The 25,663-nt window shown below is 33.4% G+C and carries 27 protein-coding genes; 13 read left to right on the top strand and 14 right to left on the bottom strand.

Annotation, left to right across the window (positions count from 1 at the left end; genetic code table 11):
- Window positions 1-4: 4 nt before the first annotated feature.
- The 5 genes from SOM12_RS06480 to SOM12_RS06460 are packed head-to-tail and all read right to left on the bottom strand — an operon-like array spanning window position 5 to window position 5,187.
- Entirely contained in the window at window positions 5-1,468 is a 1,464-nt protein-coding gene (locus SOM12_RS06480; RefSeq protein ID WP_320492813.1) for a UDP-N-acetylmuramoyl-L-alanyl-D-glutamate--2,6-diaminopimelate ligase, read from the bottom strand.
- Window positions 1,465-3,471 carry a penicillin-binding protein gene (locus tag SOM12_RS06475; protein WP_320492812.1) on the bottom strand — a complete coding sequence of 669 codons (2,007 nt, stop codon included), beginning with the start codon at window positions 3,469-3,471 and terminating at the stop codon, window positions 1,465-1,467. Before SOM12_RS06475 ends, SOM12_RS06480 begins: the two co-directional genes overlap by 4 nt.
- Complete coding sequence (locus SOM12_RS06470) at window positions 3,462-3,809, bottom strand: FtsL-like putative cell division protein (protein ID WP_008467159.1); 348 nt, start codon at window positions 3,807-3,809, stop codon at window positions 3,462-3,464. Before SOM12_RS06470 ends, SOM12_RS06475 begins: the two co-directional genes overlap by 10 nt.
- Window positions 3,810-3,830: 21 nt before the next feature.
- Complete coding sequence (gene rsmH, locus SOM12_RS06465; RefSeq protein WP_172426853.1) at window positions 3,831-4,739, bottom strand: 16S rRNA (cytosine(1402)-N(4))-methyltransferase RsmH; 909 nt, start codon at window positions 4,737-4,739, stop codon at window positions 3,831-3,833.
- Complete coding sequence (locus tag SOM12_RS06460) at window positions 4,714-5,187, bottom strand: division/cell wall cluster transcriptional repressor MraZ (RefSeq protein ID WP_035691746.1); 474 nt, start codon at window positions 5,185-5,187, stop codon at window positions 4,714-4,716. The genes rsmH and SOM12_RS06460 overlap by 26 nt, the downstream gene beginning before the upstream one ends.
- 378 nt (window positions 5,188-5,565) lie before the next feature.
- Here SOM12_RS06460 and SOM12_RS06455 point away from each other — a divergent pair, with 378 nt between their 5' ends.
- From SOM12_RS06455 to SOM12_RS06445, 3 genes are all read left to right on the top strand, one after another.
- Window positions 5,566-6,330, top strand: coding sequence for an alpha/beta fold hydrolase (locus tag SOM12_RS06455; RefSeq protein WP_095928582.1), 765 nt, complete (start codon window positions 5,566-5,568; stop codon window positions 6,328-6,330).
- 44 nt (window positions 6,331-6,374) lie between these two features.
- A complete protein-coding gene (yihA, locus tag SOM12_RS06450) occupies window positions 6,375-6,995 on the top strand; it encodes a ribosome biogenesis GTP-binding protein YihA/YsxC (protein ID WP_095928581.1) in 621 nt (206 codons plus the stop codon).
- Window positions 6,996-7,184: 189 nt separating this feature from the next.
- On the top strand, window positions 7,185-7,814 hold the full coding sequence (locus SOM12_RS06445; protein ID WP_320492811.1) for a hypothetical protein: 630 nt from the start codon (window positions 7,185-7,187) through the stop codon (window positions 7,812-7,814).
- Between the two features lie 52 nt (window positions 7,815-7,866).
- Here the strand turns inward: SOM12_RS06445 and SOM12_RS06440 are convergent, their stop codons facing one another.
- The 3 genes from SOM12_RS06440 to gldB all read right to left on the bottom strand — a co-directional run bounded on the left by SOM12_RS06440 (window position 7,867) and on the right by gldB (window position 9,910).
- Complete coding sequence (locus tag SOM12_RS06440; protein ID WP_320492810.1) at window positions 7,867-8,523, bottom strand: hypothetical protein; 657 nt, start codon at window positions 8,521-8,523, stop codon at window positions 7,867-7,869.
- 98 nt (window positions 8,524-8,621) lie between these two features.
- Window positions 8,622-8,954 carry a gliding motility protein GldC gene (gene gldC, locus SOM12_RS06435; protein ID WP_172426852.1) on the bottom strand — a complete coding sequence of 111 codons (333 nt, stop codon included), beginning with the start codon at window positions 8,952-8,954 and terminating at the stop codon, window positions 8,622-8,624.
- Window positions 8,954-9,910 carry a gliding motility lipoprotein GldB gene (gldB, locus tag SOM12_RS06430; protein ID WP_095928578.1) on the bottom strand — a complete coding sequence of 319 codons (957 nt, stop codon included), beginning with the start codon at window positions 9,908-9,910 and terminating at the stop codon, window positions 8,954-8,956. Before gldB ends, gldC begins: the two co-directional genes overlap by 1 nt.
- 99 nt (window positions 9,911-10,009) lie before the next feature.
- Here gldB and nadE point away from each other — a divergent pair, with 99 nt between their 5' ends.
- Window positions 10,010-10,816 carry an NAD(+) synthase gene (gene nadE, locus SOM12_RS06425; protein ID WP_320492809.1) on the top strand — a complete coding sequence of 269 codons (807 nt, stop codon included), beginning with the start codon at window positions 10,010-10,012 and terminating at the stop codon, window positions 10,814-10,816.
- A 92-nt stretch (window positions 10,817-10,908) separates the two neighbouring features.
- Window positions 10,909-11,538: a response regulator transcription factor gene (locus SOM12_RS06420; protein ID WP_008467169.1), complete on the top strand. Its 630-nt coding sequence runs from the start codon at window positions 10,909-10,911 to the stop codon at window positions 11,536-11,538.
- Window positions 11,539-11,628: 90 nt separating this feature from the next.
- Here SOM12_RS06420 and dnaG read toward each other — a convergent pair whose 3' ends face one another.
- The 5 genes from dnaG to SOM12_RS06395 all read right to left on the bottom strand — a co-directional run bounded on the left by dnaG (window position 11,629) and on the right by SOM12_RS06395 (window position 17,434).
- Window positions 11,629-13,701 (bottom strand): DNA primase, encoded by a 2,073-nt coding sequence (dnaG, locus tag SOM12_RS06415; protein ID WP_320492808.1) that lies wholly within the window; start codon window positions 13,699-13,701, stop codon window positions 11,629-11,631.
- A gap of 129 nt (window positions 13,702-13,830) precedes the next feature.
- Window positions 13,831-14,922 (bottom strand): hypothetical protein, encoded by a 1,092-nt coding sequence (locus tag SOM12_RS06410; protein ID WP_320492807.1) that lies wholly within the window; start codon window positions 14,920-14,922, stop codon window positions 13,831-13,833.
- A gap of 36 nt (window positions 14,923-14,958) precedes the next feature.
- Complete coding sequence (locus SOM12_RS06405) at window positions 14,959-15,708, bottom strand: hypothetical protein (RefSeq protein WP_320492806.1); 750 nt, start codon at window positions 15,706-15,708, stop codon at window positions 14,959-14,961.
- Window positions 15,695-16,255, bottom strand: a complete 561-nt coding sequence (locus SOM12_RS06400) for an RNA polymerase sigma factor (RefSeq protein WP_320492805.1) — start codon at window positions 16,253-16,255, stop codon at window positions 15,695-15,697. The genes SOM12_RS06405 and SOM12_RS06400 overlap by 14 nt, the downstream gene beginning before the upstream one ends.
- A 201-nt stretch (window positions 16,256-16,456) precedes the next feature.
- Window positions 16,457-17,434 (bottom strand): polyprenyl synthetase family protein, encoded by a 978-nt coding sequence (locus SOM12_RS06395; RefSeq protein ID WP_320492804.1) that lies wholly within the window; start codon window positions 17,432-17,434, stop codon window positions 16,457-16,459.
- A 161-nt stretch (window positions 17,435-17,595) separates the two neighbouring features.
- Between SOM12_RS06395 and SOM12_RS06390 the strand changes: the two genes are divergently transcribed.
- A complete protein-coding gene (locus tag SOM12_RS06390; protein WP_320492803.1) occupies window positions 17,596-18,456 on the top strand; it encodes a hypothetical protein in 861 nt (286 codons plus the stop codon).
- An 84-nt stretch (window positions 18,457-18,540) separates the two neighbouring features.
- Here SOM12_RS06390 and rlmN read toward each other — a convergent pair whose 3' ends face one another.
- Entirely contained in the window at window positions 18,541-19,584 is a 1,044-nt protein-coding gene (rlmN, locus tag SOM12_RS06385) for a 23S rRNA (adenine(2503)-C(2))-methyltransferase RlmN (protein ID WP_320492802.1), read from the bottom strand.
- A 374-nt stretch (window positions 19,585-19,958) separates the two neighbouring features.
- On the opposite strand from rlmN, the gene SOM12_RS06380 reads away from it, so the two are divergent.
- The 7 genes from SOM12_RS06380 (at window position 19,959) to SOM12_RS06350 (ending at window position 25,650) form a co-directional block, all read left to right on the top strand.
- On the top strand, window positions 19,959-20,519 hold the full coding sequence (locus SOM12_RS06380; protein ID WP_095928569.1) for a YceI family protein: 561 nt from the start codon (window positions 19,959-19,961) through the stop codon (window positions 20,517-20,519).
- Between the two features lie 302 nt (window positions 20,520-20,821).
- Window positions 20,822-21,391 carry a YceI family protein gene (locus SOM12_RS06375; RefSeq protein ID WP_253251762.1) on the top strand — a complete coding sequence of 190 codons (570 nt, stop codon included), beginning with the start codon at window positions 20,822-20,824 and terminating at the stop codon, window positions 21,389-21,391.
- A 5-nt stretch (window positions 21,392-21,396) separates the two neighbouring features.
- Window positions 21,397-22,848: a hypothetical protein gene (locus SOM12_RS06370; RefSeq protein WP_320492801.1), complete on the top strand. Its 1,452-nt coding sequence runs from the start codon at window positions 21,397-21,399 to the stop codon at window positions 22,846-22,848.
- Window positions 22,849-22,859: 11 nt separating this feature from the next.
- Window positions 22,860-23,411 (top strand): hypothetical protein, encoded by a 552-nt coding sequence (locus SOM12_RS06365; RefSeq protein WP_095928806.1) that lies wholly within the window; start codon window positions 22,860-22,862, stop codon window positions 23,409-23,411.
- A gap of 173 nt (window positions 23,412-23,584) precedes the next feature.
- On the top strand, window positions 23,585-23,983 hold the full coding sequence (locus SOM12_RS06360; RefSeq protein ID WP_250834024.1) for a hypothetical protein: 399 nt from the start codon (window positions 23,585-23,587) through the stop codon (window positions 23,981-23,983).
- A 110-nt stretch (window positions 23,984-24,093) separates the two neighbouring features.
- Window positions 24,094-24,735: an O-methyltransferase gene (locus tag SOM12_RS06355; RefSeq protein WP_320492799.1), complete on the top strand. Its 642-nt coding sequence runs from the start codon at window positions 24,094-24,096 to the stop codon at window positions 24,733-24,735.
- 195 nt (window positions 24,736-24,930) lie between these two features.
- Window positions 24,931-25,650 carry a phytanoyl-CoA dioxygenase family protein gene (locus SOM12_RS06350; RefSeq protein ID WP_320492798.1) on the top strand — a complete coding sequence of 240 codons (720 nt, stop codon included), beginning with the start codon at window positions 24,931-24,933 and terminating at the stop codon, window positions 25,648-25,650.
- The last annotated feature ends 13 nt before the right edge of the window (window positions 25,651-25,663 follow it).

Here is a 25,663-nt window from a genome sequence, read left to right as displayed (position 1 = left end):
TTTGTTATTTATTTAGTTGTTCTAAAATCTCTTTTACCGTTTCCATATCATCAAAATGATGGCGAACACCATTTATTTCTTGATAAGTTTCATGACCTTTTCCTGCAATTAAAATGATATCTTTAGGCTGAGCCAATTGACAAGCCGTTTTAATTGCCTGTTTTCTATCTGTAATTCGCAGCATTTTTTTATAGTTCTGAGGCTCAACTCCCTGCTCCATTTCATCCAAAATAACTTCTGGATCTTCATTTCTTGGATTATCTGAAGTCAAAACTGCTTTATCACTCATATCTGAAGCAATCTTTGCCATTATTGGACGTTTTGTTTTATCACGATTTCCTCCACAGCCTACTACAGTAATTAGCTGTTCGTTTTTAGTGCGAATATCATTTATCGTTTTCAAAACATTCTCCAAGGCATCTGGCGTATGTGCGTAATCTACAACAGCAGTAATTCCGCCATCTGATACGATATACTGAAAACGTCCTGAAACACTTTCTAAATCAGACAGTAAACGCAACGCTTCAAGACTATCAATTCCTAGTTCTACAGCAGTTCCATAAATCGCTAAAACATTGTATGCGTTGAAAGTACCAATCAGTTTTACCCAAACTTCATTATCGTTAACTTTCAACAATAATCCAGACAATTGGCTTTCTAAAATCTGCGCTCTATAATCTGCATAAGATTTTAAAGCGTAAGTCAATTTTTTAGCCACTGTATTTTGCAGCATCACCGATCCATTTTTGTCATCAATATTCGATATAACAAAAGCTGATTTTGGAAGAGAATCAAAAAATGACTTTTTAACATCTCTATATTCAGCAAATGTTGGGTGATAATCTAAGTGATCGTGAGAAAGATTCGTGAAAATTCCGCCCACAAAATGCAAAGCTTCTGTACGTTTCTGGTGAATTCCATGCGAACTTACCTCCATAAAACAGTGCGTAACTCCCGCTTCAACCATTTCATTCAAATAATGATTAATAGTTAAAGAATCTGGTGTTGTATGCGTTGCTGGATATTCTGTTTGATCTACTACAATTTTTACCGTTGACAATAAACCAACCTTAAACCCTGCTTTTTGAAACAACTGAAATAATAAGGACGCAATAGTTGTTTTTCCATTTGTTCCTGTTACACCCACTAATTTTAACTTTGCAGATGGATCTTCAAAATAATTAGCGGCCATAAAAGCTAAAGCCGTATTGGTATCTTTTACTTGAATATAAGTTACTTCATTAGCTGTATTTTCAGGAAGCGTATCACAAATAATCGCTTTAGCTCCAAGCTGAATTGCTTTTTCGATATAATCGTGTCCATCTGAAAGTGAACCGCGAATTGCCACGAAAATATCATTTGCTTCTACTTTACGAGAATCAAATTCGATTTTCTGAATAGCAATATCTGTTGAACCTTTTACAGATTCAATAGCTACTTTATATAATATGTCTTTTAATACTTTCACGATAATTCTAATACAATTGTTGTGTTTTTACTTATACTGGTTCCCGCTTGAATCGATTGATTCTTTACTTTCCCCATTCCATTTACTTTTACTTTCAAACCTAAATTTTCTAGTAAAGCAATCGCGTCCATTCCTGGCATTCCTTTTAAATTCGGAATCTGGTTAAGCTTTTTATTAGCTTCAGCCGTATATTTATCATAACTAGCATCCTGCTTCGGAATTCTAGAATCTAATTTTTTGATTTTATTTGTCGAAGGCGCATCGGTAAAAATCTTTTGCGCAATTCTCTTAAAAACCGGTCCGGCAACATCTGCTCCATAGTAATTATTTCTAGACGTATTAGGTTTATGAACTACTACAATACAAGAATACTTTGGATGATCAGCTGGAAAATAGCCCGCAAAAGAAGATGCATAATACATTCCTTCTCTTCCTGCGTTGCCATAATTCACCATAGCTGTTCCCGTTTTTCCTGCCATTGAAAAATCTTTCGAATACAACTTAGAACCTGTTCCTTTTTTCACCACATTCGCCAAAACTGCTTTTACTTTTTTAAGTGTCTCTGGTGAACAAACCTTTGGATTCATTACTTCTGTATCAAACTTTTTAATGGTTTTGTTCCATTCTTTAATTTCTGATACAAATTGCGGTTTTACCATTACCCCATTGTTTGCAACCGCATTATACAAAGTTAAAGTCTGCATTGGCGTAACCGAAACGTTATATCCAAAAGCCATCCAAGGAAGCGTAGTTCCCGACCAATGTTTGTCTCCAGGCTGCGGAATATAAGGCCTTCCTTCTCCTTTAAAATGCAATCCCAATGGTTTATTTAAGCCTAAATTATTGATATGATTTACAAATTTAGAAGGGTTGCTTTTGTAATTTTCGTAGACTGCCTGAACCATTACGGTATTGGACGAAAGCTCAAATCCGCGTGCCAAAGTAACTTTCCCGTAACCACCTCTATGCGAATCACGAACAGCTCTTCCATAATATCTAATTTCTCCGCCATGACTATCGTAAACTGTACTTGTATCAGCCACCTTATCTTCTAAAATCGCCATTAAATCAACTAATTTAAAAGTCGATCCAGGTTCGTGAGATTCAGCAACTGCATAATTGGTTGTTTCATAATAAGAACCATCTTCTGCTCTTCCTAAATTTGAAATCGCTTTTATGTATCCTGTTTCTGTTTCCATTACTACCACACAACCGTGATCTGCTTCGTAATCTTCCAATTGTTTCAACAAAGCGTGGTGTGCGATATCTTGAATGAAAACATCTATAGTCGAAATCACATCGTAACCGTCAATTGGATCCACTTCGTTTACATCACGAATTGGTTTCCATTGTCCTTTTGCAATTTTTTGCTTTAGAATTTTACCATCTTTTCCGTTCAAATAGCTTTTAAAAGCCCATTCAATTCCTTTTCCTACTTCTATTCCAGTTGCTGGATCAATACGGTCGTAGCCAATTGTTCTTTCTGCAATTTTACCTATTGGATGTTTTCTAACAGTTTCTTGCTCAACAATAATTCCACCTTTGAAAGCACCTAAATTGAATAATGGAAACCCTTTAATTTTTACATATTCCGTATAACTCAAATTGCGGGCAATCAAATAATAACGGTTTTTATTCTCTCGTGCTTTTCTTAATTCTTTTTGAAAATAGCCACTTGGCTTATCTAAAACAGTTGCTAGAGAATCTGACAATTGTTTTACATACTTTTCGAATGTTTCTTTTTTTGGCGCTTTTGCATCAAAACGAATTTCATAATTCGGGATAGATGTTGCCAATAAACTTCCATCAGCAGAATAAATATTTCCTTTATTGGCAGGAATTACAAAATTTCTAACGGTACGCTGTTTCGCCAGTTTTCTGTAATAATCTCCATCAACCCACTGAATATTGGTTAATTTAACGACAATAGCAATTGCCATCAAAAAGATGAAAACTGCTACGAGGTAAATTCTGTAGGATATATGTTTATCGTCTACTGCCATATTCTTTTAAAGAAACTTTTTTCTTCTTCTTTTTTAACTTCTATTTTCACTGGAGGAACCGTCGACGGAAAAATTTGTTTTTCTAACATTTTATCCGAGATAGTTGACTCCATTTTTAACTTCATCAATTCTGAACGGCGATCTACAAATTCAGATCTTAGTTCTTTTACTTCATTATTTAATTTCGCGATTTCAAAAACCTTTTGTTCGTATCGCTGTGTATTGGCAATCATCAAAATGGCCAGCAGAATTATAAAAACGATAAATCGCCAATTTTTTACTGCATCTTCATGAATCAGGAATCTTGCTTTTAATATGCTAAATACACCACTTTTCATTATTTCCTACCTTAATATATATTATAGCTTTTCTGCGACTCTTAATTTGGCACTTCTTGCTCTATTATTAATTTTGATTTCTTCGTTGTCTGGAACAATCAGTTTTCCGATAGTTTTGAATGGAACTGAAAAATTTCCGTAAAAATCTCTTTCTGGCTCTCCTTCAAACATTCCGTTTTTAATAAACCTCTTTACCAAACGATCTTCTAAAGAATGATACGAGATTACCGAAAATCTTCCTCCTGGTTTTAAAACTTCCAACGACTGCTCAATAAATTCTTTTAGAACATCCATTTCCTGATTTACCTCGATTCGAATTGCCTGGTATATCTGAGCCAAAACTTTGTTTCGAACTTTCTCTGGCAAAAACTTTTTCAGAACATCTTTCAATTCTTCAGTCGTTTTGATTGGGTAATCTTTTCTTGCCTCAACAATTGTTCTAGCCAAAACCGGTGCATTTTTCAACTCCCCATAATCAAAAAAAACACGACGTAAATCCTGTTCTTCATATTCGTTAACCACTCGATAAGCATTCAAATCATTCTTTTGACTCATCCGCATATCTAGTTCGGCATCAAATCGGGTAGAAAAACCTCTTTCTGGAACATCAAACTGATGTGATGAAACTCCCAAATCTGCCAAGATTCCATCTACTGCTTTTACTCCGTGAAAACGTAAAAACCTTTTTATGAACCTAAAATTTTCGTTTATCAAAGTGAACCTTTCGTCTGGCAGTGCATTGGCAAGCGCATCTTCGTCTTGGTCAAATGCAAACAGCCTTCCGTTTGGCCCTAATCTTTTTAAAATCTCTTTTGAATGACCACCGCCTCCAAACGTAACATCTACATACACACCATCAGGTTTAATATTTAAACCATCTACTGTTGGATGAAGCAAAACCGGATTATGATATTCCATCTTCGTCGTCATTAATATTTCCCATTACTTCTTCGGCTAGATCTGCAAAATCCATATCTTCGCCACTAATTGATTTCTCGTATAAATCTTTGTCCCAAATCTCAACAATATTAACCGCAGATGAAAAAACCACATCTTTAGAAATACTTGCAAACGTTACCAAATCTTTTGGAACAAGCAATCTTCCTAATGCATCAACCTCAACCACTTTAACACCAGCAGTAAACCTTCTAATGAAATCGTTGTTCTTTTTTACAAAGCGATTAAGCTTGTTGATTTTTTTCATCATCGCATCCCATTCTACCATAGGATACAATTCTAAACACGGCTGAAAAACAGAACGCTTCAAAACGAATCCGTCTTGAAGAGAAGCCGTCAACTGCTTTTTTAAAGGTGCAGGCATCATTAGCCTCCCTTTAGCATCGACTTTACATTCATATGTTCCAACAATTGTGTTCAAAAAAAACTAGTTAACATGTTATACAGCAAAAATATAAAAAATATTACCACATATTACCACTTTATACCACTTTGTTAATAAGTTTAACCACTTTGCTACCACTTTCCATAACCTGCATTTAATCAATACTTTAACTATTAATTAACAGATTCTTAAATACGTTATTCATTCAAAAAAATAATGCGCTAATTTTCTTAAAAAATTGATTATAATGCACATTTCTTAACATTTACGTATTTTAACAAATATCATCTTAATTACTGATTTTTAACATTTTACATATTCTACTGAAATTATCTAGTTAAAAAATGGCATCAAAAATTCATTTTTGTTGAATTAACCCTATATTTGTCGAAATTGAAATTGGCATTAGATTAGATGGACAAACACTATAAAAAAGAAGGCAAATACAGCTATTTCGAAGCTGGAGAAGGAACTCCGATCGTTATTCTGCATGGTTTAATGGGAGGTCTAAGTAACTTTGATGGTGTAGCACAATATTTCCCAACGAAAGGATATAAAGTTGTTATCCCAGATTTGCCAATATACACCCAAAGCATTTTAAAAACGAACGTAAAAAGTTTTGCGAAATACGTAAAAGACTTTATCACTTACAAAGGGTTTGACAAAGTTATTCTTCTAGGAAATTCTCTTGGAGGGCATATTGCTTTGTACCATACAAAACTTTATCCTGAGAAAGTTGCCGGACTTGTAATTACTGGAAGTTCTGGACTTTACGAAAGCGCAATGGGAGATAGCTATCCAAGAAGAGGCGATTACGAATACATCAAAACAAAAGCTGAAGCTGTATTTTATGACCCAAAAATTGCAACTCCCGATTTGATTGATGAAGTTTACGCTACAGCTAATGACCGCATCAAATTAATCAAAACTTTAACCATTGCAAAGAGTGCCATTCGCCATAATATGGCTAAAGATTTGCCAAAAATGGACGTTGAAACTTGTATTATTTGGGGTCGAAATGACTCTGTAACTCCTCCAAATGTAGCTGAAGAATTTGATAAATTGTTACCAAATTCAACTTTATACTGGATTGACAAATGCGGACACGCAGCGATGATGGAACACCCTCAGGAATTTAATGAAATTCTTGAAAAATGGCTTACTGAAAAGAATTTTTAGCCGTCAAAATTTATTTTTTTTAGGAGGTTTTAAAACGAAAGAACATGAAAATTAACACCGCCGAATTTATTGTCAGCAATTCTGATGCATCAAAATGTCCAAAGGATTTTTTGCCAGAATATGCTTTTATAGGAAGATCAAACGTAGGTAAGTCATCTTTGATTAATATGCTTACCAACAATAAAAACTTAGCCAAAACATCTGGAAAACCAGGAAAAACACAATTAATAAATCATTTCAAAATCAATAACAATTGGTTTTTGGTCGATTTGCCTGGTTATGGTTACGCTAAAGTTTCTAAGAAAACAAAATCAGTTTTTCAGCAATTTATTACTGATTATTTTGAAAACAGAGAACAACTGGTTTGTGCTTTTGTTTTAATTGACATTCGCCACGAAGCTCAAAAAATAGATATCGAATTTATGTCTTATATGGGCGAAAGCGAAATTCCGTTCTGCATTATTTTTACTAAAGCAGATAAAATTAGCAAAACAAAAATAGATTCGCATATTGCAGCTTACAAAAAACAGATGTTTGCCAACAACTGGGCCGAAATGCCTCAATATTTTGTAACCTCATCTACAGAATCTACCGGAAAAGAAGAACTATTATCTTATATAGATGAAGTGAATCAGGAAGTTTTTAAAAACAACTCGGAGTTTTAAAATTTAAATTCCAATTTTTTGAAATTCCAAATTCCAAACTTACGAACTCACAATATTAAAATCCCAAATTCCAATTGTAATCCTGGAATTTGGGATTTTTATTTTTGAAAGTAAAACCTTAAAATAAATCGTTTTTTATAGCCTGAAAACTATCTTTTAAACTACATTTGGCACAACCAAAAATAGTTTATGAAGAACCCAAAACCATTCTTTTTTATTTTCTTGACTCTGATCCTTGCATCTTGCAAAACACCAACTTATATGTTTACATCTGGACCAAGATCCGGTGTTAATTTTACCTCAGGAAGATGGTTGATGAATGAATTAGATTGCCCTAAAAAATCCAAAGACAAATTAACGGAAGAATCTTTAGCCTTTTTTAAAAAGAATTTGGGAGACCGTTTGTTTTATATAAATGATGTTAACGGACTATTAATTAGCCGAAAGATTCATTTAAATCCTAATAAAACAAAATTAAAAGAACTAAAAGACGGAACCGGTTTTGATTTTTTTATCAATATCTCAACTACAAAACGCAAAAGTGATTTCTCATACATTGAACTCTATCAATCCGATGACGAAGTAGGAAAAAACGAAGCCGCCGTACTTGTTGAAATTTACGATCTAAACTCTCAAGAAATCATCTATTCTCAAAATGTGGTCGACATTTCTCAAAAAACAAAAACCGAACCGATGTGGTCTACCGAAAAATCAAACAAGTTTATTGATAATGTAGAGTTCTATAAAACATCAGATAAATTAATGAAAGGAGCTTTAAAAAAGATATTCAAAGATTTAGACAAAAGATCTGTCAAATAAAAAGAAACAACAATCCCGAATCTCAATTGCAAACTTGGAATTTGGGATTTTTTTATTGGAATTTTTTCTTTGCTGTTCTTCTAAAGTTTAAAGCTTTCCATTCTTTATAAATCAAAAATTGATAAAGGATATAAAAGAGCGAATTGAAAAACCAGAAATCAAGCACAAACGGTTCGGTAAAAATTACCGATTCGGTATTTCCTGATAGAAAAATACCCGCACTACTTGTTACGTAGATAATTAACCCATTACAGAAATAGAAATAATTATGCTTATGGTTTTTTAAATTTGAAACAATAAAATAAACCGCATAACACAATAGCGGAATAGACGTTAGAGCTATTTCTACTAAATTAAATTCCCAATAAAGCGAGGGCTTGCTATAATATTGATATCCTAAAAAAAGCAGCACCGAAACGAATACCAGTATCATAACCTGCTTTAATTTCTGGTTTGAAAAACTTTTATAGAAAAAGAGATTAAGTGTGATAAACTGGAAATTAAAATAATAGTGCGAAAGGAAGAAATTAGAATTCGGATAAAGGAATCCGATGATATTACAAAGCAATTCTATACAAAACAGCAGAACCAAATAAGTGGTTACAATACGATACAATACATCTCTGTTTTTGCACGTCATGTAAAACCGTATCGCATTGGCAAGTAAAAAAAACAATCCGACAAGGCTTACAAGAAAAGGAAATAGCATAGAATTTGTTTTACTCAGACAATTTACAATAAAAAGCAAAAAATCCCAAACCCAATCTTTGAAATTGGAATTTGGGATTTTTTATATTAGAATTTCTATTACTTTGTAAGCTCCAGTTTTTCTGCAAAGTAGTCACAGAAATCTTTCATAGTGTCAGACATTTTTTCGTCGTCTGTTGCACGTTTAAAAGTATCAGCCATTGCAACTAAAGTCTGGTGGAAGAAAATCTTCATTTCATCTACCGGCATATCTTTTGTCCACAAATCAATACGCATTGTTTCTTTTACCTTACTATCCCAAATAGACAGCATGATTGCTTTTGCTTCTTCAGCTTGAACTCCACCATCTTGTGCACTCCATGTTAATTTTTCAGGAACACGGTTTTCGTCCAATTCTATATTAAATTTAATCTCTGAGTTTATATTTGCCATTATTTCTTAGGTTTATATTTTGATTTTTCGAAGATTTCTTTTGGCTCAAGCTTGAATAATTCAGCCAAAGTTACATCACTATTGTTTTTCATGTAAGAACGTACCATCTGCCAGCCAATCCAAGCTCCCACTCGTCCTGGAGAATCGTTATCTATTTCTAAAAAGAATTTAGAAAAAGGCGCTGGAGCTATAAATCGTGCTCTCAGCTTTGGATCTTCGTTGTAAAGCATTTCATTTTCTATGAAATAACGCCACATATAGGCTTCGTTTTCTTCACACCATTTTATCTGCTCTGGAGTATATCCCATTTTTTCTGCATCTGTATATTCAGGAATCAGCAAATCTTTTGCGTAAAGCTGTTTCCCTTCAAAAACCATTTGAGCAACCAAACTCTTATCTATAGAATTTGGAATATTTCGATACGAAAAACTAGAGACCACGTCTGGCATAATTTGTCTTTCTTCAAAGTTCTCTTTTAAGTAATTTGGAAACTCATAAAACTTATGGTTTTTACCTAAATACAATTCTAAAGCTACCACTACAAGACTGTCTGCGTAAATAGATTTTGCATTATAATCCATTTCTCCAATTACCGTAATTACCTTCGGAATTTTAGTTTTAGGAAAATAGTATTTTACATGCTGAAAAAGTTCATTAAACTCTTTGCGAACCGGCTCAAAATTGCTGTACTTTTTCTGAACTTCTGTATAAACTTCTCTCCAGATTGGATCGTTCATTTTCTGAACCCAAACGTTATCATCATTACCAGGAAAGAAAAACGGATATTGTTTTTTTACTTTCGCAAGATCTTGAGGTTTAGTTTCAAAAAACACCTTATCAAATCGTTCTACTTTAATATCAACAGGAATTTCTTCCACTTCTTTTTCAACCTTACTTTTTTGGTTGCAAGACAAAAAAAACAGGCATAGAACCACTGCAAAGCGATATATTTTCATTTTATTTTAATTAGATTTGTGTTATCAGAATTTTAAGTAGTTGCATACTCAAAATAATTCTGCAAATATACATCCCTGCATCTTAAAACTTAAACTATTATGGCTAAAAAAAGCACAATTCAGACAGAAAAAGTAAATACGCACATTGTAGAGTGGTTAAAAAATTACGCTGCTAATGCAAAAGTAAATGGTTTTGTAATTGGAATCTCAGGAGGTGTAGATTCTGCAGTAACTTCTACTTTATGCGCACAGACAGGACTGAATGTTTTATGTGTAGAAATGCCTATTCATCAGGCAGAAAGTCAAGTTTCGAGAGGAAGAGAGCATATTGAACAGCTTAAAAAACGCTTCCCGAATGTTTCTGACGTTAAGACCGATTTGACCCAAACTTTTGAATCTTTTAAAAGCGCAGTGCCTTCAACTGAAGATGCAGCAAAAGTTAATTTAGCGTTAGCAAACACACGTGCACGCATTAGAATGACTTCTTTGTATTATTTAGCAGGAATTCATGGTTTACTTGTAGCCGGAACAGGAAACAAAGTAGAAGATTTTGGGGTAGGTTTTTACACCAAATACGGAGATGGCGGCGTAGATTTAAGTCCGATTGCCGATTTAATGAAATCTGACGTATATGCTTTAGGAGAATTTTTGCAAATTCCACAATCTATTTTAACAGCCGCACCTACAGATGGATTATTTGGAGACAATCGTACAGATGAAGATCAATTAGGTGCAAGTTATGATGAATTAGAATGGGCGATGTTAGCCGCGGAGTCAGGAAAAACGGCATCTGACTTCGAAGGGAGAGAAAAATCTGTCTTTGAAATCTATAAACGATTAAACACCAGCAACAAGCATAAAATGGATCCAATTCCTGTTTGTTTAATCCCAAAAACGTTAAAATAATACATTTTAACATTCTCTGCGAGTTATTACAGAATTTATTTATTAATTTTACCATTCCAAAAACATGAACAATTCTAAAAAAGGTAAAAATTATGATTAAAGTATGTCTAGCAGACAATCATCCTGTGACGCACTTTGGCGTTAAGTCTTATTTTAAAGACCACGATCAAATTTCAATTGTTGCCAACGTAGGCAATTTTTCAATGGTTAGAGATATTCTTCAAACGAAGGAGATCGACATTTTAATTCTAGATTTAGAGTTAGAAGGTCTTTCAAGCATCTTTGAAATTAAATCTATCTTAAAAAATTTCCCAAAAACAAAAATTGTTATTTTCAGTGATCTTGCTGAGCAAATGTACGCTCCAAACGCAATTAAAGCAGGAGTTTCTGGGTATGTACACAAAACAGAAAAACTTGAAACATTAGGTCATTCTATTATTAAAGTACACGAAGGAAAAATTATCATCAACGAAACAGTACGTAAAAACATGGCACTTATTGCTAAACAAAGCAAAAGTGAGCGTCTGTACAGAAAACTTTCTAACCGCGAAATCGAGGTTTTACGTTATTTAAGCGATGGTAAGAAAAACAATGAAATCTCTAAAATCTTAAATCTGAACGAAAAAACAATCAGTACTTACAAACTGAGATTATTAACAAAATTAAATGTTACTAATCTTGTTGACTTAGTGAACAAAGCTAAGACTTTAGAAATTATTTAATCAAGTCGAAAATCTTAGCCTTTTAAGAGAATCGAAAAATTATAAAACTCTATCTATTTTGAATTATCAAATTAGATAGAGTTTTTTCTTTTAGTGATAAGGCACTACTACTCGACCTAATTTTTTCGAAAAGTTATTCAGCAATTTAGAATAATCGATCACCATACTCAAAACTTCTGAATTATCTTCCTGCGGATCGGTTAAAAGAGAATTCTTTAATTCTGCTATAATTCCAGACACCAAATACCATCTCATAGAAAATATCGTATCTGAAACATTCTGCTCAATGGTTTCACTTTTATGTTTTGGGTAAATATTCTGCCCTTCCCAATTATGAATGGTTAATCTTTCATCTTCCATCAAAATATTGGTTACTTCTTGAGCAAAATCAGGTTCTAAATGCATCAAATATTTATCGAGACTAAATGTTTCATTCTGATTATAAAAATCAATGATGTTCGTGTAAATATTCTGAAACAAAATATTAGACAACTGCACCTCATCTTCTTGAAGACTTAGATATATTTTTTCGAATACCTTATATTGTCTTTTTTCTGAAACTTCTTTTACATTTCCTTCTTCATCTGCCCTTAAAAAAACATCTTCAAAATTTTCTACTACACTTCCGTACAATAGCAAAATCTCAATGACTTTTCTTTCGAAACCATATAAAATATCTACTTTTTGATTTTGTTCTTGCGGAAAATATCCTGGATCTCCCGGATAATCGTAACCTTCGGGAGGGCCAGTTCTTGGATCTTCTGGATCTCCTCCTGAAAATGAACCTGCCTGCGGAGGCTGATTTCTAACTACCTCAAAAGGTTTTTGTTCTTGTTTCTGCTTTTTATTAGCGTCAGCTATATCTTTCTGAATCAGCTGTGCCAAAGTACTCGTCAAGACCTGCTCCGAAATATCCATGATTCGAGCACATTCCTGAATATAAACTTCACGCTGAATACGGTCTGGAATTTTAGAAATACTCGTAACCATATCGCGAATCAGATCTGCCTTTTTTATTGGGTCATTCTTAGCTTCGCCCATTAAAATCGAAGCCTTAAATTGTATAAAATCTTTACTGTTGTTTTCTAGATAAGCGACTAAATCGTCATGAGAATTTTTACGCGCAAAACTGTCCGGATCTTCTCCCTGAGGAAAAGAACAAACACGAACATTCATACCTTCTTCCAAAATCAAATCAATCCCTCGAATGGCCGCTCGTAAACCAGCTGCATCTCCATCAAAAAGAACGGTGATATTTCGCGTCAGACGATTTATCAAACGAATCTGATCTGGTGTTAAAGCTGTTCCAGATGAAGCCACAACATTTTCTATACCTGCTTGGCTAAACTGAATCACATCGGTATAACCTTCAACCAAGTAACAGTTATTTTGTTTGGCGATAGATTGTTTTGCATGATAAATTCCATAAAGGACTTTACTTTTATGGTAAATATCACTTTCAGGCGAATTGAGGTATTTTGCAGCTTTTTTATCATTCGTTAAAATACGTCCTCCAAAACCTAAGACACGACCCGACATACTTTGAATCGGGAACATTACACGCCCTTTAAATCGGTCAAATGGTCGATCTTCTCTCGGAATTGTCAAACCTGTACTTTCTAGAAATTCTAATTTATATCCTTTCCCTAAGGCTTCTTTCGTCAAAGCATCCCAAGTTTCTGGAGAATATCCTAAATTGAATTTTTTAATGGTTTCATTCGTAAATCCTCTTTCTTTAAAATACGATAAACCAATTGCTTTTCCTTCTTCAGAATTAACCAAAACATCCTGAAAATACTTAGCAGCAAATTCAGAAACCAAATACATACTTTCACGAAGATCTGTATTGGCTTTTTCTGCTTCAGTCTGCTCCGTTTCTTCAATTTCGATATTGTATTTTTTAGCTAAATAGCGAATGGCTTCTGGATAGGTAAATTGTGAATGTTCCATTAAGAATTTAACAGAGTTTCCGCCTTTTCCGGTACTAAAATCTTTCCAGATTCCTTTTGCCGGAGAAACCATGAACGAAGGAGAGCGCTCGTCTGAGAACGGACTCAGCCCTTTAAAATTACTTCCTGCACGCTTCAAATTCACAAAATCGCCAATAACCTCCTCTACTCGAGCAGTTTCAAAAACAGAATCAATGGTGGTTTGTGAAATCAAAGTGTATTAAATTTTAGAAGTTGAGAGCTTGCAAAAATACGTAAATCTTGTTGGAATTTTAATCATTTTTAAAGCAAAAAAAGCATCCCTCACGAGATGCCCTTTTACTAACTAAACTTAATTTTCTTCTTAGTTGAAATCGAATCGAATACCTAACGAAATATTATTCTCATCGACAGCATTATTTTTAAATATTGGATTTAAATCATATTTCAAATACAAGCTTATTTCTTTGTAACCTATATAAGAACTCAATCCGTAAATGAAATTATTTACATTGTAATCGCCTTTTGTTTTTTGCGTTGTTTTATAGTCGTTATCTTCAAATTTTAATATCTGTTTCGATTTTACATTGATTCCCGCATAACCTCCAAATCCCATTCGGAATCCTTTATGTGTTCTAAAATAGGATTTCCCGTCGTGGTTTCCGTCTTTCGAAAAATCAAATTCTAAATGAACTGGCGCCACTAAATACACATTTCTAAAACGAGATTCTTTTAAATGTATCGGATTTGTCACTAAATCTGTCTGGTCGCCATTTACAACAAAACTGCGATTGTCTGTTGGTCTAAGATTATTATACATTAATGAAAGTCCGTATTTGGCGTGCAGCAAATTGTTGTCATTCAAAATTCTGGAATTAAGAGTTAAACCCCATTCGTAAAAATGGGATCCGATAAAATCATAATTGGAATCCTGCAGTTTACCGTCAGCCATTGTACTGTTTAAACCCATTGCAAACACAAATTGAGAAGTTGTTCTTTTAGATTCTCTCTTCACTTTATCATCTTGACCGTTGTACACCTTCATTGCAGGAATCTTTATTTCGGTTTCATGCTGTCTAATCGAATCGCTGCCTGTACCAATTAACAAAACCGTTCCTCCTTTTTCTTTATTATAACTCACTTTGCCATCGACTTTTTCCTGAACCAAATCTTGCAATTTCTCCTGTTCTACAGCTACTCTATTCTCTATATTGCGCGCTCTTTTTTCTGCAAACTCTTTTTTCTTTTTTTCTGCTTCTTCTTTAGAAATTGTTCCTTCTACCAATTGATTGTTAACCTCATCGACTTCTTTCTTTAATGCCGCTTTTTCTTCATTGGTTATATTTTCGATATTAACTGCAATTGTTTTTGCTTTGTTTTCAAAAGTTTCTTGCCCTACCATTTTAGTAACAAACAGGAATACTAAGAGAAATAGATAAATTGTAAAATTTTTCATGATTACTTTTTTTGATTGATTGATTTGATTGATGATTTAATTTTTAACGTTTCGATTTTCAACAGCAACTTTAACGGTCTGGTAGCTTTTATTGATTTTTGCAATCATTTTTTCTCTAAAAGAAAGCTCCAGTTCGCCGTCAACTTGATCTAATAAATCGTTAGAATTAATTTTGATTTTTGATTTTGATTTAACTGCATTTTCTGCTAAAATTTTAGTTTCAGCTTTTTCCAATAATTGATCGACATTATCTTGTTTAGACGTTTCGGCAATTAAAGTTGGATTGTTTGTTGATTGTTTTTCTTGATTGTTTTTGATGATTGAAGACTCCGTTATTTGATTGGATTCATTTTGAGTGTTTTTATTTGAAATTGGCTCCGAAGTTTCGGAATTGCTTTTTTTGTTTTTGTTTCCTGTTTCTCCCGAAGTTTTTTCGGCAATTGCAGTTTCCGTTTTTACTGAATCAACAGTGTTTAAAACAGGTTCTGTTACCGATTCTTTTTCGGCTTCGGTTTGTTTTTCTTTTTCAACAACTATCGTTTCTGGCGTTTTAACTGCATTTTTATTTTGATTGAAAAACAGCGTTCCAACCAATAGAAACCCGACGAAACTTGCTGCGATATACAGCCATTTCCTTTTCGTTTTTTTTGAATTAAGCTTAACTGGTTCTTTTTCTTCTGCTACAGCCAGCATCGCATCCAATCGATCCCAGGCTTTGTTGCTTGGCTCAATTTCGCGTTGATTTAGTTTTTCACGGAAATCCTTTTCAAAATTATTCGGTTCCATTATCTTGTTTTTTTAAAATAGTAATTTGTGTTTGCAGCATTTTTCTAGCGTGCGATAATTGCGATTTCGATGTTCCTTCATTAATTCCTAACATCTTGGCAATTTCATTGTGTTTGTAACCTTCAATTGCATATAAATTGAAAACCATTTTATAGCCGTCGGGCAAAGCATCAATTAAATACTGAATTTGTTCTACTGTAAATTGGCTGTCGATTTCATTGAAGCTTTCTTCTACAAAAAATTCATCTTCGGCAAATTTTACTTTTTTCTGAACTCTTAAATACGAAATGCATTCGTTAACCATAATTCGGCGGATCCAGCCTTCAAAACTTCCCTTGTGTTCAAACTTGCTTAAATTGGTAAACACTTTCATGAAAGCCGTTATCATTACATCTTCCGCCAATTGTATGTCTTTTATGTACTGACGACACACACTTAACATTTTAGAAGAAAACTTACTATAAATCTGTTGCTGCGCCTGACGATTGTTCTCGACAGCCAGCTTTATGATTTTGGTTTCTTCTTGATGTAACTGGATAATTTTCATTAATAAGCTTTTCGGTTTTTGGTTTTAGAAACAGACTTCTACTAGCATAGACGATTGTCGATTTGAAATGGTTGCATGGGCTTAAAAAAAAATCAAATTTTTAAATTCCAAATTCCAACATACAGCAATACACAACTGATTTACAACAAAGTAAACCAATTATTTAATTGACACATTTTCTGATTATCTAATTTAAAAAGATTATTTTTTTCTCTCAATAACGTAGTTGACCATCAAAGTCAAAGCGTCTTTGTACTCCGAATCTTCGAAGTTTTGAAGTAATGCAAGTGCTTCTTGCTGGAATTCGACCATTTTGTTTTCGGCGTAAGCCAAACCATTATTATTTTTTACAAAGGCAATAACTTCTTTTACGCGTTTTTTGTCTTTGTTGTGGTTTTTGATGGAGTTTATCAGCCACTTTTTTTCTTGCGGAGTACAAGTATTTAAAACGTGAATTAAAGGCAAAGTCATTTTTTGCTCTTTAATATCTATTCCTGTTGGTTTTCCAATGGCTTCTTCGCTGTAATCAAATAAATCATCTTTAATCTGGAAAGCCATTCCGATCAATTCACCGAATTTGCGCATGTTTTCTACCTGAGCATCATCTTCTATTACAGCTTTCGCGCCAAGCGCACAACAAGCAGCAATAAGCGTTGCGGTTTTCTTTCTGATGATTTCGTAATAAACATCTTCAGTAATATCAAGTCTTCTTGCTTTTTCGATTTGAAGCAATTCTCCTTCGCTCATTTCGCGAACGGCTACAGAAATAATTCTTAACAGATCAAAATCGCCATTATCTATAGAAAGCAATAAACCTTTAGACAATAAATAATCTCCAACCAAAACGGCAATCTTATTTTTCCAAAGCGCATTGATTGAGAAAAATCCACGACGGCGATTACTGTCGTCTACCACATCATCGTGTACCAAAGTTGCAGTATGAATAAGTTCTATTACCGAAGCTCCGCGATAGGTTCTTTCGTTTACAGCACCTCCAGAAACCATTTTTGCAGTAAGAAAAACAAACATCGGACGCATTTGTTTCCCTTTGCGGTTTACGATATAATAAGTGATTCGATTTAGCAACGCAACCTTAGAAGTCATCGATTCATGGAACTTTTTCTCGAAAAGTTCCATCTCGGTAAAAATAGGCTGCTTTATTTGAGACGTAATATTCATTTAGATTCCAAATATACTATTTTAAATAAAAATACGTTGTTTATTTTAGGTTAGGATTTAAATATTTTATGTTTTAACCTGAAAAAAAACGCCAAAAATAGCTCTAACTAATACTGATTTGAATTCATTAAGTTAAAAGAAGAACCTAAAACCATTTTTTTATGAAAACAAAACTTTTATTAATTAGTACTTTTATTACTATGTCTTTTTTCATCAGCTGTAATTCTGATGAAAAAACAAATGACGGATCGGGAGCTGCGATTACCAACGAGGAGATTGTAACCAACGCTAAAATCGATGCTTCTGTTGAGGATGTTACGGATATTGCTGAAGATCAGTTTAGCTCTCAATTGAATGTAAATGCCAAACCAAACGGACCTATAAAAAAATATCTTCCTAGCTGTGCTACAATCACTACAGTTTTAACCAATAACACTTGGACAAAAACAGTAGATTTTGGTGTGGAAGGCTGCACTCTTAATAACGGAAATACAGTAAAAGGTAAAATGGTTGTTTCTTTTTCAAACGATTTTACTTCTTCTACACAAACCATTAGCTACACTTTTGAGGGATTTTATCATAATGGTAAAAAAATTCAAGGAAGCAAAAGTATCGTGAGAACTATTAAAGAGACCAATTTATTGGTGACAGCACATCCTGTTTCTACAGCTTCTATAGATTTAACCATTACGTTTGATGATGGAAAAGTGTATACTAGAAAAGGAACCCTAACAAAAGAAATGACTTCTGGCTATGACACATGGTTTGATTGGGATGATAACGTGTTTGTGGTTACCGGAAGCGGTTCTACAACTTTCCCGAACGGAGATACTTTTTCGGCAGAAATTACAACTCCTCTAGAGTTTAATGCATCCTGCAGAAAATCTATTGCAGTAAAAGGAATTGTTTCTATAACTAAAAATGGCGCTACAGCAACTCTTGATTATGGTAGCGGAGAATGCGATACGCTTGTAAAAGTAACAAAAGACGGCGTTACTGAAGAAGTAGATTTGAAAAAATAAGCATCCTTTTTGTCCAGAAAAAAAGCATTAAAGACAAGATATTTCTCGTTTTTAATGCTTTTTGTTTTTATAATCTTAAAAAGACTATGCTTCTTTGTTGGCTAGTTGTCCACAGGCAGCGTCGATGTCTTTTCCTCGACTGCGTCTTACTTTTACTACTACTCCAATATTTTCCAATGCTTTTATGTAGGCCATAATCGATTCTTCTGAAGCTTGCTGGAATTCGCCATCATCAATTGGATTGTATTCGATCAAATTAACTTTACAAGGTACATATTTACAGAATTTAACCAACGCATCAACCGAAGCTTTATCATCGTTAATTCCTTTCCAAACTACATATTCGTACGAAATTTTACTTTTGGTTTTTCTATACCAATATTCTAAAGCTTCTCGTAAATCTTTTAAAGGGAAGTTTTTACTGAAAGGCATAATGCGAGCACGAGTTTCATCTATAGCTGAGTGCAGTGAAACTGCCAGCTTAAACTTCACATCATCATCGGCCATTTTTTTTATCATCTTCGGAATTCCTGAAGTCGAAACCATAATTCGTTTTGGAGACATTCCTAACCCTTCTTCTGAAGTAATCATGTCTATTGCTTTAATGACATTATTATAATTCATTAAAGGTTCTCCCATTCCCATGAAAACAATATTAGAAAGCGGATGATTGTAATACAAACGGCTCTCTCTATCAATAGCTAGAACTTGATCGTAAATTTCGCCAGGTTCTAGATTTCGCATTCTTTTTAATCTTGCTGTTGCGCAAAAATTACAATCTAAACTACAGCCCACTTGACTAGAAACACAAGCTGTAGTTCTAGTGTCTGTCGGAATTAAAACAGACTCTACAACAAGTCCATCATGAAGCCTAACAGCATTTTTTACTGTTCCATCACTACTTCTTTGCATTGTATCAACCTTAATATGATTGATAACAAAGCTATTTTCAAGCATAGACCTTGTAGCTTTGGCTACATTTGTCATGTCTTCAAAACTGTGGGCTCCTTTGCTCCATAGCCATTCGTAAACCTGATTTCCGCGGAAAGCTTTATCTCCATTTTCAACAAAAAAATCGCGAAGCTGTTCTTTTGATAAGGCTCGTATGTCTTTTTTCTCCATTTGCATGCTGCAAAGTTAGTTTATTTCCAGTATTTTCTAAAACTTAAAGCACTTTCCCGCTTTTTTTATTGATTTCTTTCCAAAAAAATTGGGCTGAAAAAACAGTACGAGATGTTTTCGATCCAAACACACAATAAACTAATAGGCAATTACTTACATCTTATTTTATTTCCTTTAAAGATAAAATCTTAGTGTTAATAGGCCATTCCTTCCTTTACTATAACAATTTAATAAAACTTTAGCCATGATTTTTATCATTTCGTTTTCTTCGCGCGCGCGATAATTTTGGTCTAAGAAATAAGGATAATTTTTTGATTCTGCATCCACTAACTGAATTTTAAAATTTCCTCATTTAAATGATTAACCTATACTTTATCAACATGAAAACAATTCAATCATTTTTACTGACCGTAATTTTTACAACAATAGCATTACAGGCAAATGCTCAAAAAAATTATAGTGTAGCTGCAAACTCAACCTTTGAAGTAGCAGGAACCTCTACAGTACACGACTGGGTAATGAAATCTACAGAAGGAACTGGAATGGCCAACTTAATAGTTAAGGATTCTAAACTTGCTACGATAAATAGTTTAAGAATTTCAATATTGGCCGAAAGCTTAAAAAGCTATAAAGCGAGTATGGACAAAGTAGCTTACGAAGCTTTGGATACCGAAACACACAAGAATATTGAATACGTTTTAAAATCTGCTGAAAAGATAGATGATAACACTTGGAACTTAACAGGAGTTTACACGATTGCAGGAGTAAGCAAAGAATACAAAACCCAAGTAAAAGTAACCACTAGTAAAGGAAATATTATTCTGCAGGGTTCTAACCAAATTACTTTTGGAGATTTTGAAATGACACCTCCTAAAGCAGCTCTTGGAGTTGTTAAAGCAGGAAAAGATTTAACTGTAATCTTCAATATTATTTTAAGCTAAATCAAATCGACTTAATGTTAAAAATTGTCTCTCTTTTAAGATTTTTAATTTTTAGAAAAATGTTAAAAAATGACAATTTAATAAAAATCAATACTCTTTTTTGCTTTAGTAATCGATTATGCAGAAAATGAAAACGTTGTAGTTATTAAATACCAATTTAATAAAATTTTAACAATGATTTTTATCATGTACCAAGCTGGTTTATAAGTAGATCTTTGATACAAGTTAAAAACAAACAATAAACACTTAGAGATAGAATTGGCCGAGTTTATCTATTTTTTTAATCAAAATCCATAATTAAAATGAAAACCCATAAAATGAAATTATTCGCCCTTGTTATTGCAATTTTCGGAATTACCTCATTTGCGACAGCACAAAAATCATATGCCTTAGATAGTAAATCAACTTTTTCTGTAGCTGGTACATCTACACTTCACGACTGGGAAATGAAATCGGCGTCTGGAACTGGAACAGCAACTCTAAACATTGCTAACGGAAAGCTAACTGACATAGACGCTCTAACCGTTACTCTATTGGCAGAAAGCGTAAAAAGTGAGAAAAAAAGCATGGATAAAGTGGCATACGAAACGCTAAAAACAGATAAAAACAAGCAAATAAAATATGTTTTGAAGTCTGCTGAAAAAGTAAACGAAACTACTTGGGAACTAACTGGTACTTACACCATTGCCGGCGTTAGCAAAGTTTACAAAACTTCTGTAAAAACGACTGTTACTGCAAATGGATTAAATCTTCAGGGAAGCAACAAAATCACTTTCGCAGACTTCGGAATGAAATCGCCAACAGCAATGCTTGGAACAATCAAAACAGGACAAGACCTGACTATCAAATTTAATTTAAACTTTAATTTATAACCGCCATGAAGAAGATTTATATCCTATTTATTACAGTAATAAGTACGTTCGCTGTAAATGCACAAGTAAGCTTTGGAAACATGCAAAACCAAATTTCTAGAGGGAAAGACGGCATCAACGTTTTTGACGTACAAAAAGACAATAGAGAATTTAAAGGCCTTAGCATTGACTTTGGTGGTGCCTTCAACATGGATTTTCAAGCAACAAATTCATTCAACAACCAACCTGCTAGTTCTACGACTACGACCACTACAGCTACCGGGACTATTACTAGAACAATTACTGGATATCGTTTAATGAATACTGAAAACAATTTTACTCTTCCTGCAGCTGATATGTATATTGGTGCACAATTGTTTGACGGAGTACGAGTAAATTTAGATGTTTATTTAGCTTCAAGACACCACAATGATTCTTATGTAAAAGGTGGATACTTACAAATTGACAAGTTAGACTTCATCAAAAAAGACTTCTTGGCTGATGTAATGAAATATGCTACCATTAAAATTGGACAAATGGAGAACAATTTTGGTGATGCTCACTTTAGAGGTTCTGATAATGGTAATACCATCAGAAATGCATTTGTTGGAAACAACATCATGTATTCTTTCACTACAGAAATGGGTATGGAGGTTTACTACAACAGAAATGGATTGGTAAGCATGTTAGGTGTTACAAATGGTAATTTAAATCAAAGTAATGAGGAAGTTTTTTATACTAATGGTCCAAACACCAATACAACACATAGCCCTTCAATCTTAGCTAAATTGGGTTATGACAAACAGCTTAATGAAGATTTAAGAGTAAGATTAACTGGTTCTTATTACCATAATGCAAATCTTGGTAACGCAAACATATATTCTGCTAATAGATCAGGATTTGGTTATTGGGGTATATTGAATAATAACGCTTATAAAAATACGATTACTAAGACCGATGCTAATGGTACTGTTATTTCTACAACTACTACTGATGTTCCTACTAGTTTCAGTAAAACATCTACTCCAGAGGCAACGTTCAATCCTAATTTCAAAAACTGGGCTACTACATATATGATTAACCCTTTTGTGAAATATAAAGGACTTGAATTCTTCGGAACAATCGAATTAGCTTCAGGAGGAGATAAAGCGGGTACTGACGAAAAACGTACTGCTAATCAATATGCTTCAGAACTTATTTACAGATTTGGAGGAACTGAACAATTCTATATCGGAGGAAAATACAATACCGTATCTGGAAAATTATCTAATGCTGATGCTAAAAAGGTTACCGTAGATAAATTTGAAGCAAGTGCTGGTTGGTTTATGACGAAAAACATTTTGGCTAAATTAAACTACGTGAATCAAAAATATAAAGATTATTCACAGTTTGTAGGAGATCCTGCTACTGGAAATGTAAACAACTTTTATGGCGGTAAGTTTGAAGGTATAGTATTCGAAGCAACCATTGCGTTCTAATATAAAAAAAAATGAAAACGAGATTTCAAATATTAATAATGGGTTTAGCAATGTTCTTTTTACTAGGAAGTGCTAAACCCACTTTTTTCGCAGAAGATAGCGCTGTGGCAATTAATAAAATTAAAATAGAAATCACAGGACTATCTACAGTTGGTAAATATAATTGCTCCAATACCTTTGCTATAAAGGATACTGTTTATGTAAACTCAGTTAAAAAAAACACCTTTAATACTGATATCAAAATGTCAAAATTTGATTGTGGCAATAAGGTAATGACCAAAGATTTGCAAGGAACGGTAAAAGTCAAACAATTCCCAAACAGCACTGTTTCTATAAGCGACATAAAGCCAATGGGAAAGAATTACAAATGCAGACTCAACTTTTTCATAACCGACAAGACGCTCAAATACAAAGATTTTATACTATATAATACTGATGATAAGATTCAAGGAACGCTTAGTTTAAAATTTTCTGATATTGAGTTGGAACCACCAGTAAAAATGGCTGGCTTGATTAAAGTAAAAGACGACATTGTAATTAATTTCAGTTTATATAAAAACTAAATTTTCTTGTAGAAAAAAATGAACACCAAGCTAAAAAAGTCAAAATTTGGCACAAGAATTGTTTTGCTCTTAAAAGAAAAATAATCTTACAAAGAGCTCAATCATTTTAAAATTTGTAATTTTATTTTCAGCCATTTAACCTTTAAGTTTTATCAACCTAAAAAAATGTAATTATGAAAAAACAAATTTTAAGTTTAGCTGTTATTGCCTTATTAGCATTTGCTGTTCAGTCATGTGAAAAAAAAGAAAATAAACCAGCCGAAGATGAATTAACGCTAGGCAATAAAGTTGATTCTCTTACAACAGATATCGAAGAAGTAAAAGACAGTGCTGTAAGCAAAGCAGAAGGCGCTGCCGCTAAAGCAAAAGATGCTACAGAAACTGCTGCTCAAGATGTAAAAGACGCTACTAAAAAAGCGGCAAACGATGTTGAAAATGCAGCTAAAAAAACGGCAACTGATGTAAAAGATGCTACTAAAAAAGGAGCTGAAAAAGTTGAAAATGCGGCTAAAGCAGCCAAAGACGGAACTGTAAAAACAGCCAAAGACGTAAACGAAGCTTTGAAAAAATAAAGCCTTTTTAAATCTTAAAATAAACCATTCGCAAAACGAATGGTTTTTTTATGCCCAATCGCAAGCAGATATTTTTGTATTTTTGCCTTCCAATTACAAGATACTACAACATGCATTTTATATCACAAGAATTAGAAGATTATATCGAACAGCATTCTGAAAATGAACCAGAATTGCTAGCCAAACTTAATAAAGAAACGTATCAGAAAATACTTTTGCCTAGAATGCTCAGCGGTCATTTTCAAGGACGTGTTTTAAGTATGTTGTCAAAATTGATTCGTCCGGTTAATATTCTTGAAATAGGAACTTATACTGGTTATGCTGCTTTGTGCTTATGCGAAGGAATGCAGGAAAATGGTCAACTACACACCATTGACATCAAAGAAGAATTAATCGATTTTCAGCGAAAATATTTTGATATGTCTCCTTGGGGAGAACAGATTTTTCAGCATTTAGGAGAAGCATTAAACATTATTCCAGATTTAGACTTAAAATTTGATTTAGTTTTTATTGATGCTGATAAAGAAAACTACTTGAACTACTGGGAAATGATTGTTCCAAAAATGAATAAGGGAGGTATCATTTTATCTGATAATGTTTTGTGGAGCGGAAAAATCCTAGAGCCAGTCCACCCAAATGATGTTAGCACAAAAGTACTTTTAGAATACAATCAGCTTTTAAAAGACGATCCAAGAGTAGAAACCGTTCTAGTGCCAATTCGTGATGGGTTGACGGTTTCTAGAGTATTGTGATTTTTTAAGATGCTAAGGTTCTGAGATGCTGAGATTCTAAGTTTTTTTTAAAGATGCTAAGGCTCTAAGATCCTGAGCCTCTCAGTTTTTATACTGAATGATATATTATTGAGTTTCCTCTAGAACTGGAGGAACATAATTTAAGATGAAGACTTCCTCTAGCTAAGGCTGGAGGCAATTCAACAACTATTAAAGATGAATTATAACACAGAAATAAGCGCTGAAGGTTTTTCAATCATAAATAATGTTTTTACAGAAAATGAAATTCAGAATCTAATTTCGCTGATTGAAAACAAAACTGCAGATAATCAAGAAAATACGACTTTTAGAAAGTCTCAGGATTTATTTGCGATTAGACAATTTCATAAAGAAATACCTGAAACACTTCCTTTCATTTTTAATAAAAAACTGCAGGATATTATCGAATCTACTTTTGGCGAAGGCTTTTTTATAACAAAATCTATTTACTTTGATAAACCGGAAAAATCGAATTGGTTTGTGGCTTATCATCAGGATTTAACGATTTCTGTTGACCAAAAAATTGAAGTGGAAAATTTTGAAAACTGGACTGTAAAACAAAATCAATTTGCGGTTCAGCCACCTACAGAAATATTAGAAAATAATTTCACTATAAGAATTCATATCGATAAAACTACTAAAGACAATGGCGCTTTAAAAGTGATTAATAATTCTCATGCAAAAGGTATTTTACGAATTGAAAATCTAGATTTTGAAAATCAAAAAGAAACAATTTGTGAAGTCGAAAAAGGCGGTATTATGATCATGAAACCCTTATTATTTCATGCATCAAACAAAACCACAAACAACGAACGCAGAAGAGTCATTCATATTGAATTTAGCAAACAGCAACTTCCAAATGGTTTGGAATGGAGCGAAAAAACAATCATTAACTAAGGTTCTGAGATAC

The organism is Flavobacterium sp. CFBP9031 (genome assembly GCF_034044945.1).
Taxonomy (GTDB): Bacteria; Bacteroidota; Bacteroidia; order Flavobacteriales; family Flavobacteriaceae; genus Flavobacterium.
Note: the sequence above shows the minus strand (reverse complement) of the source record. Positions and strands in the feature narration are given on the sequence as shown.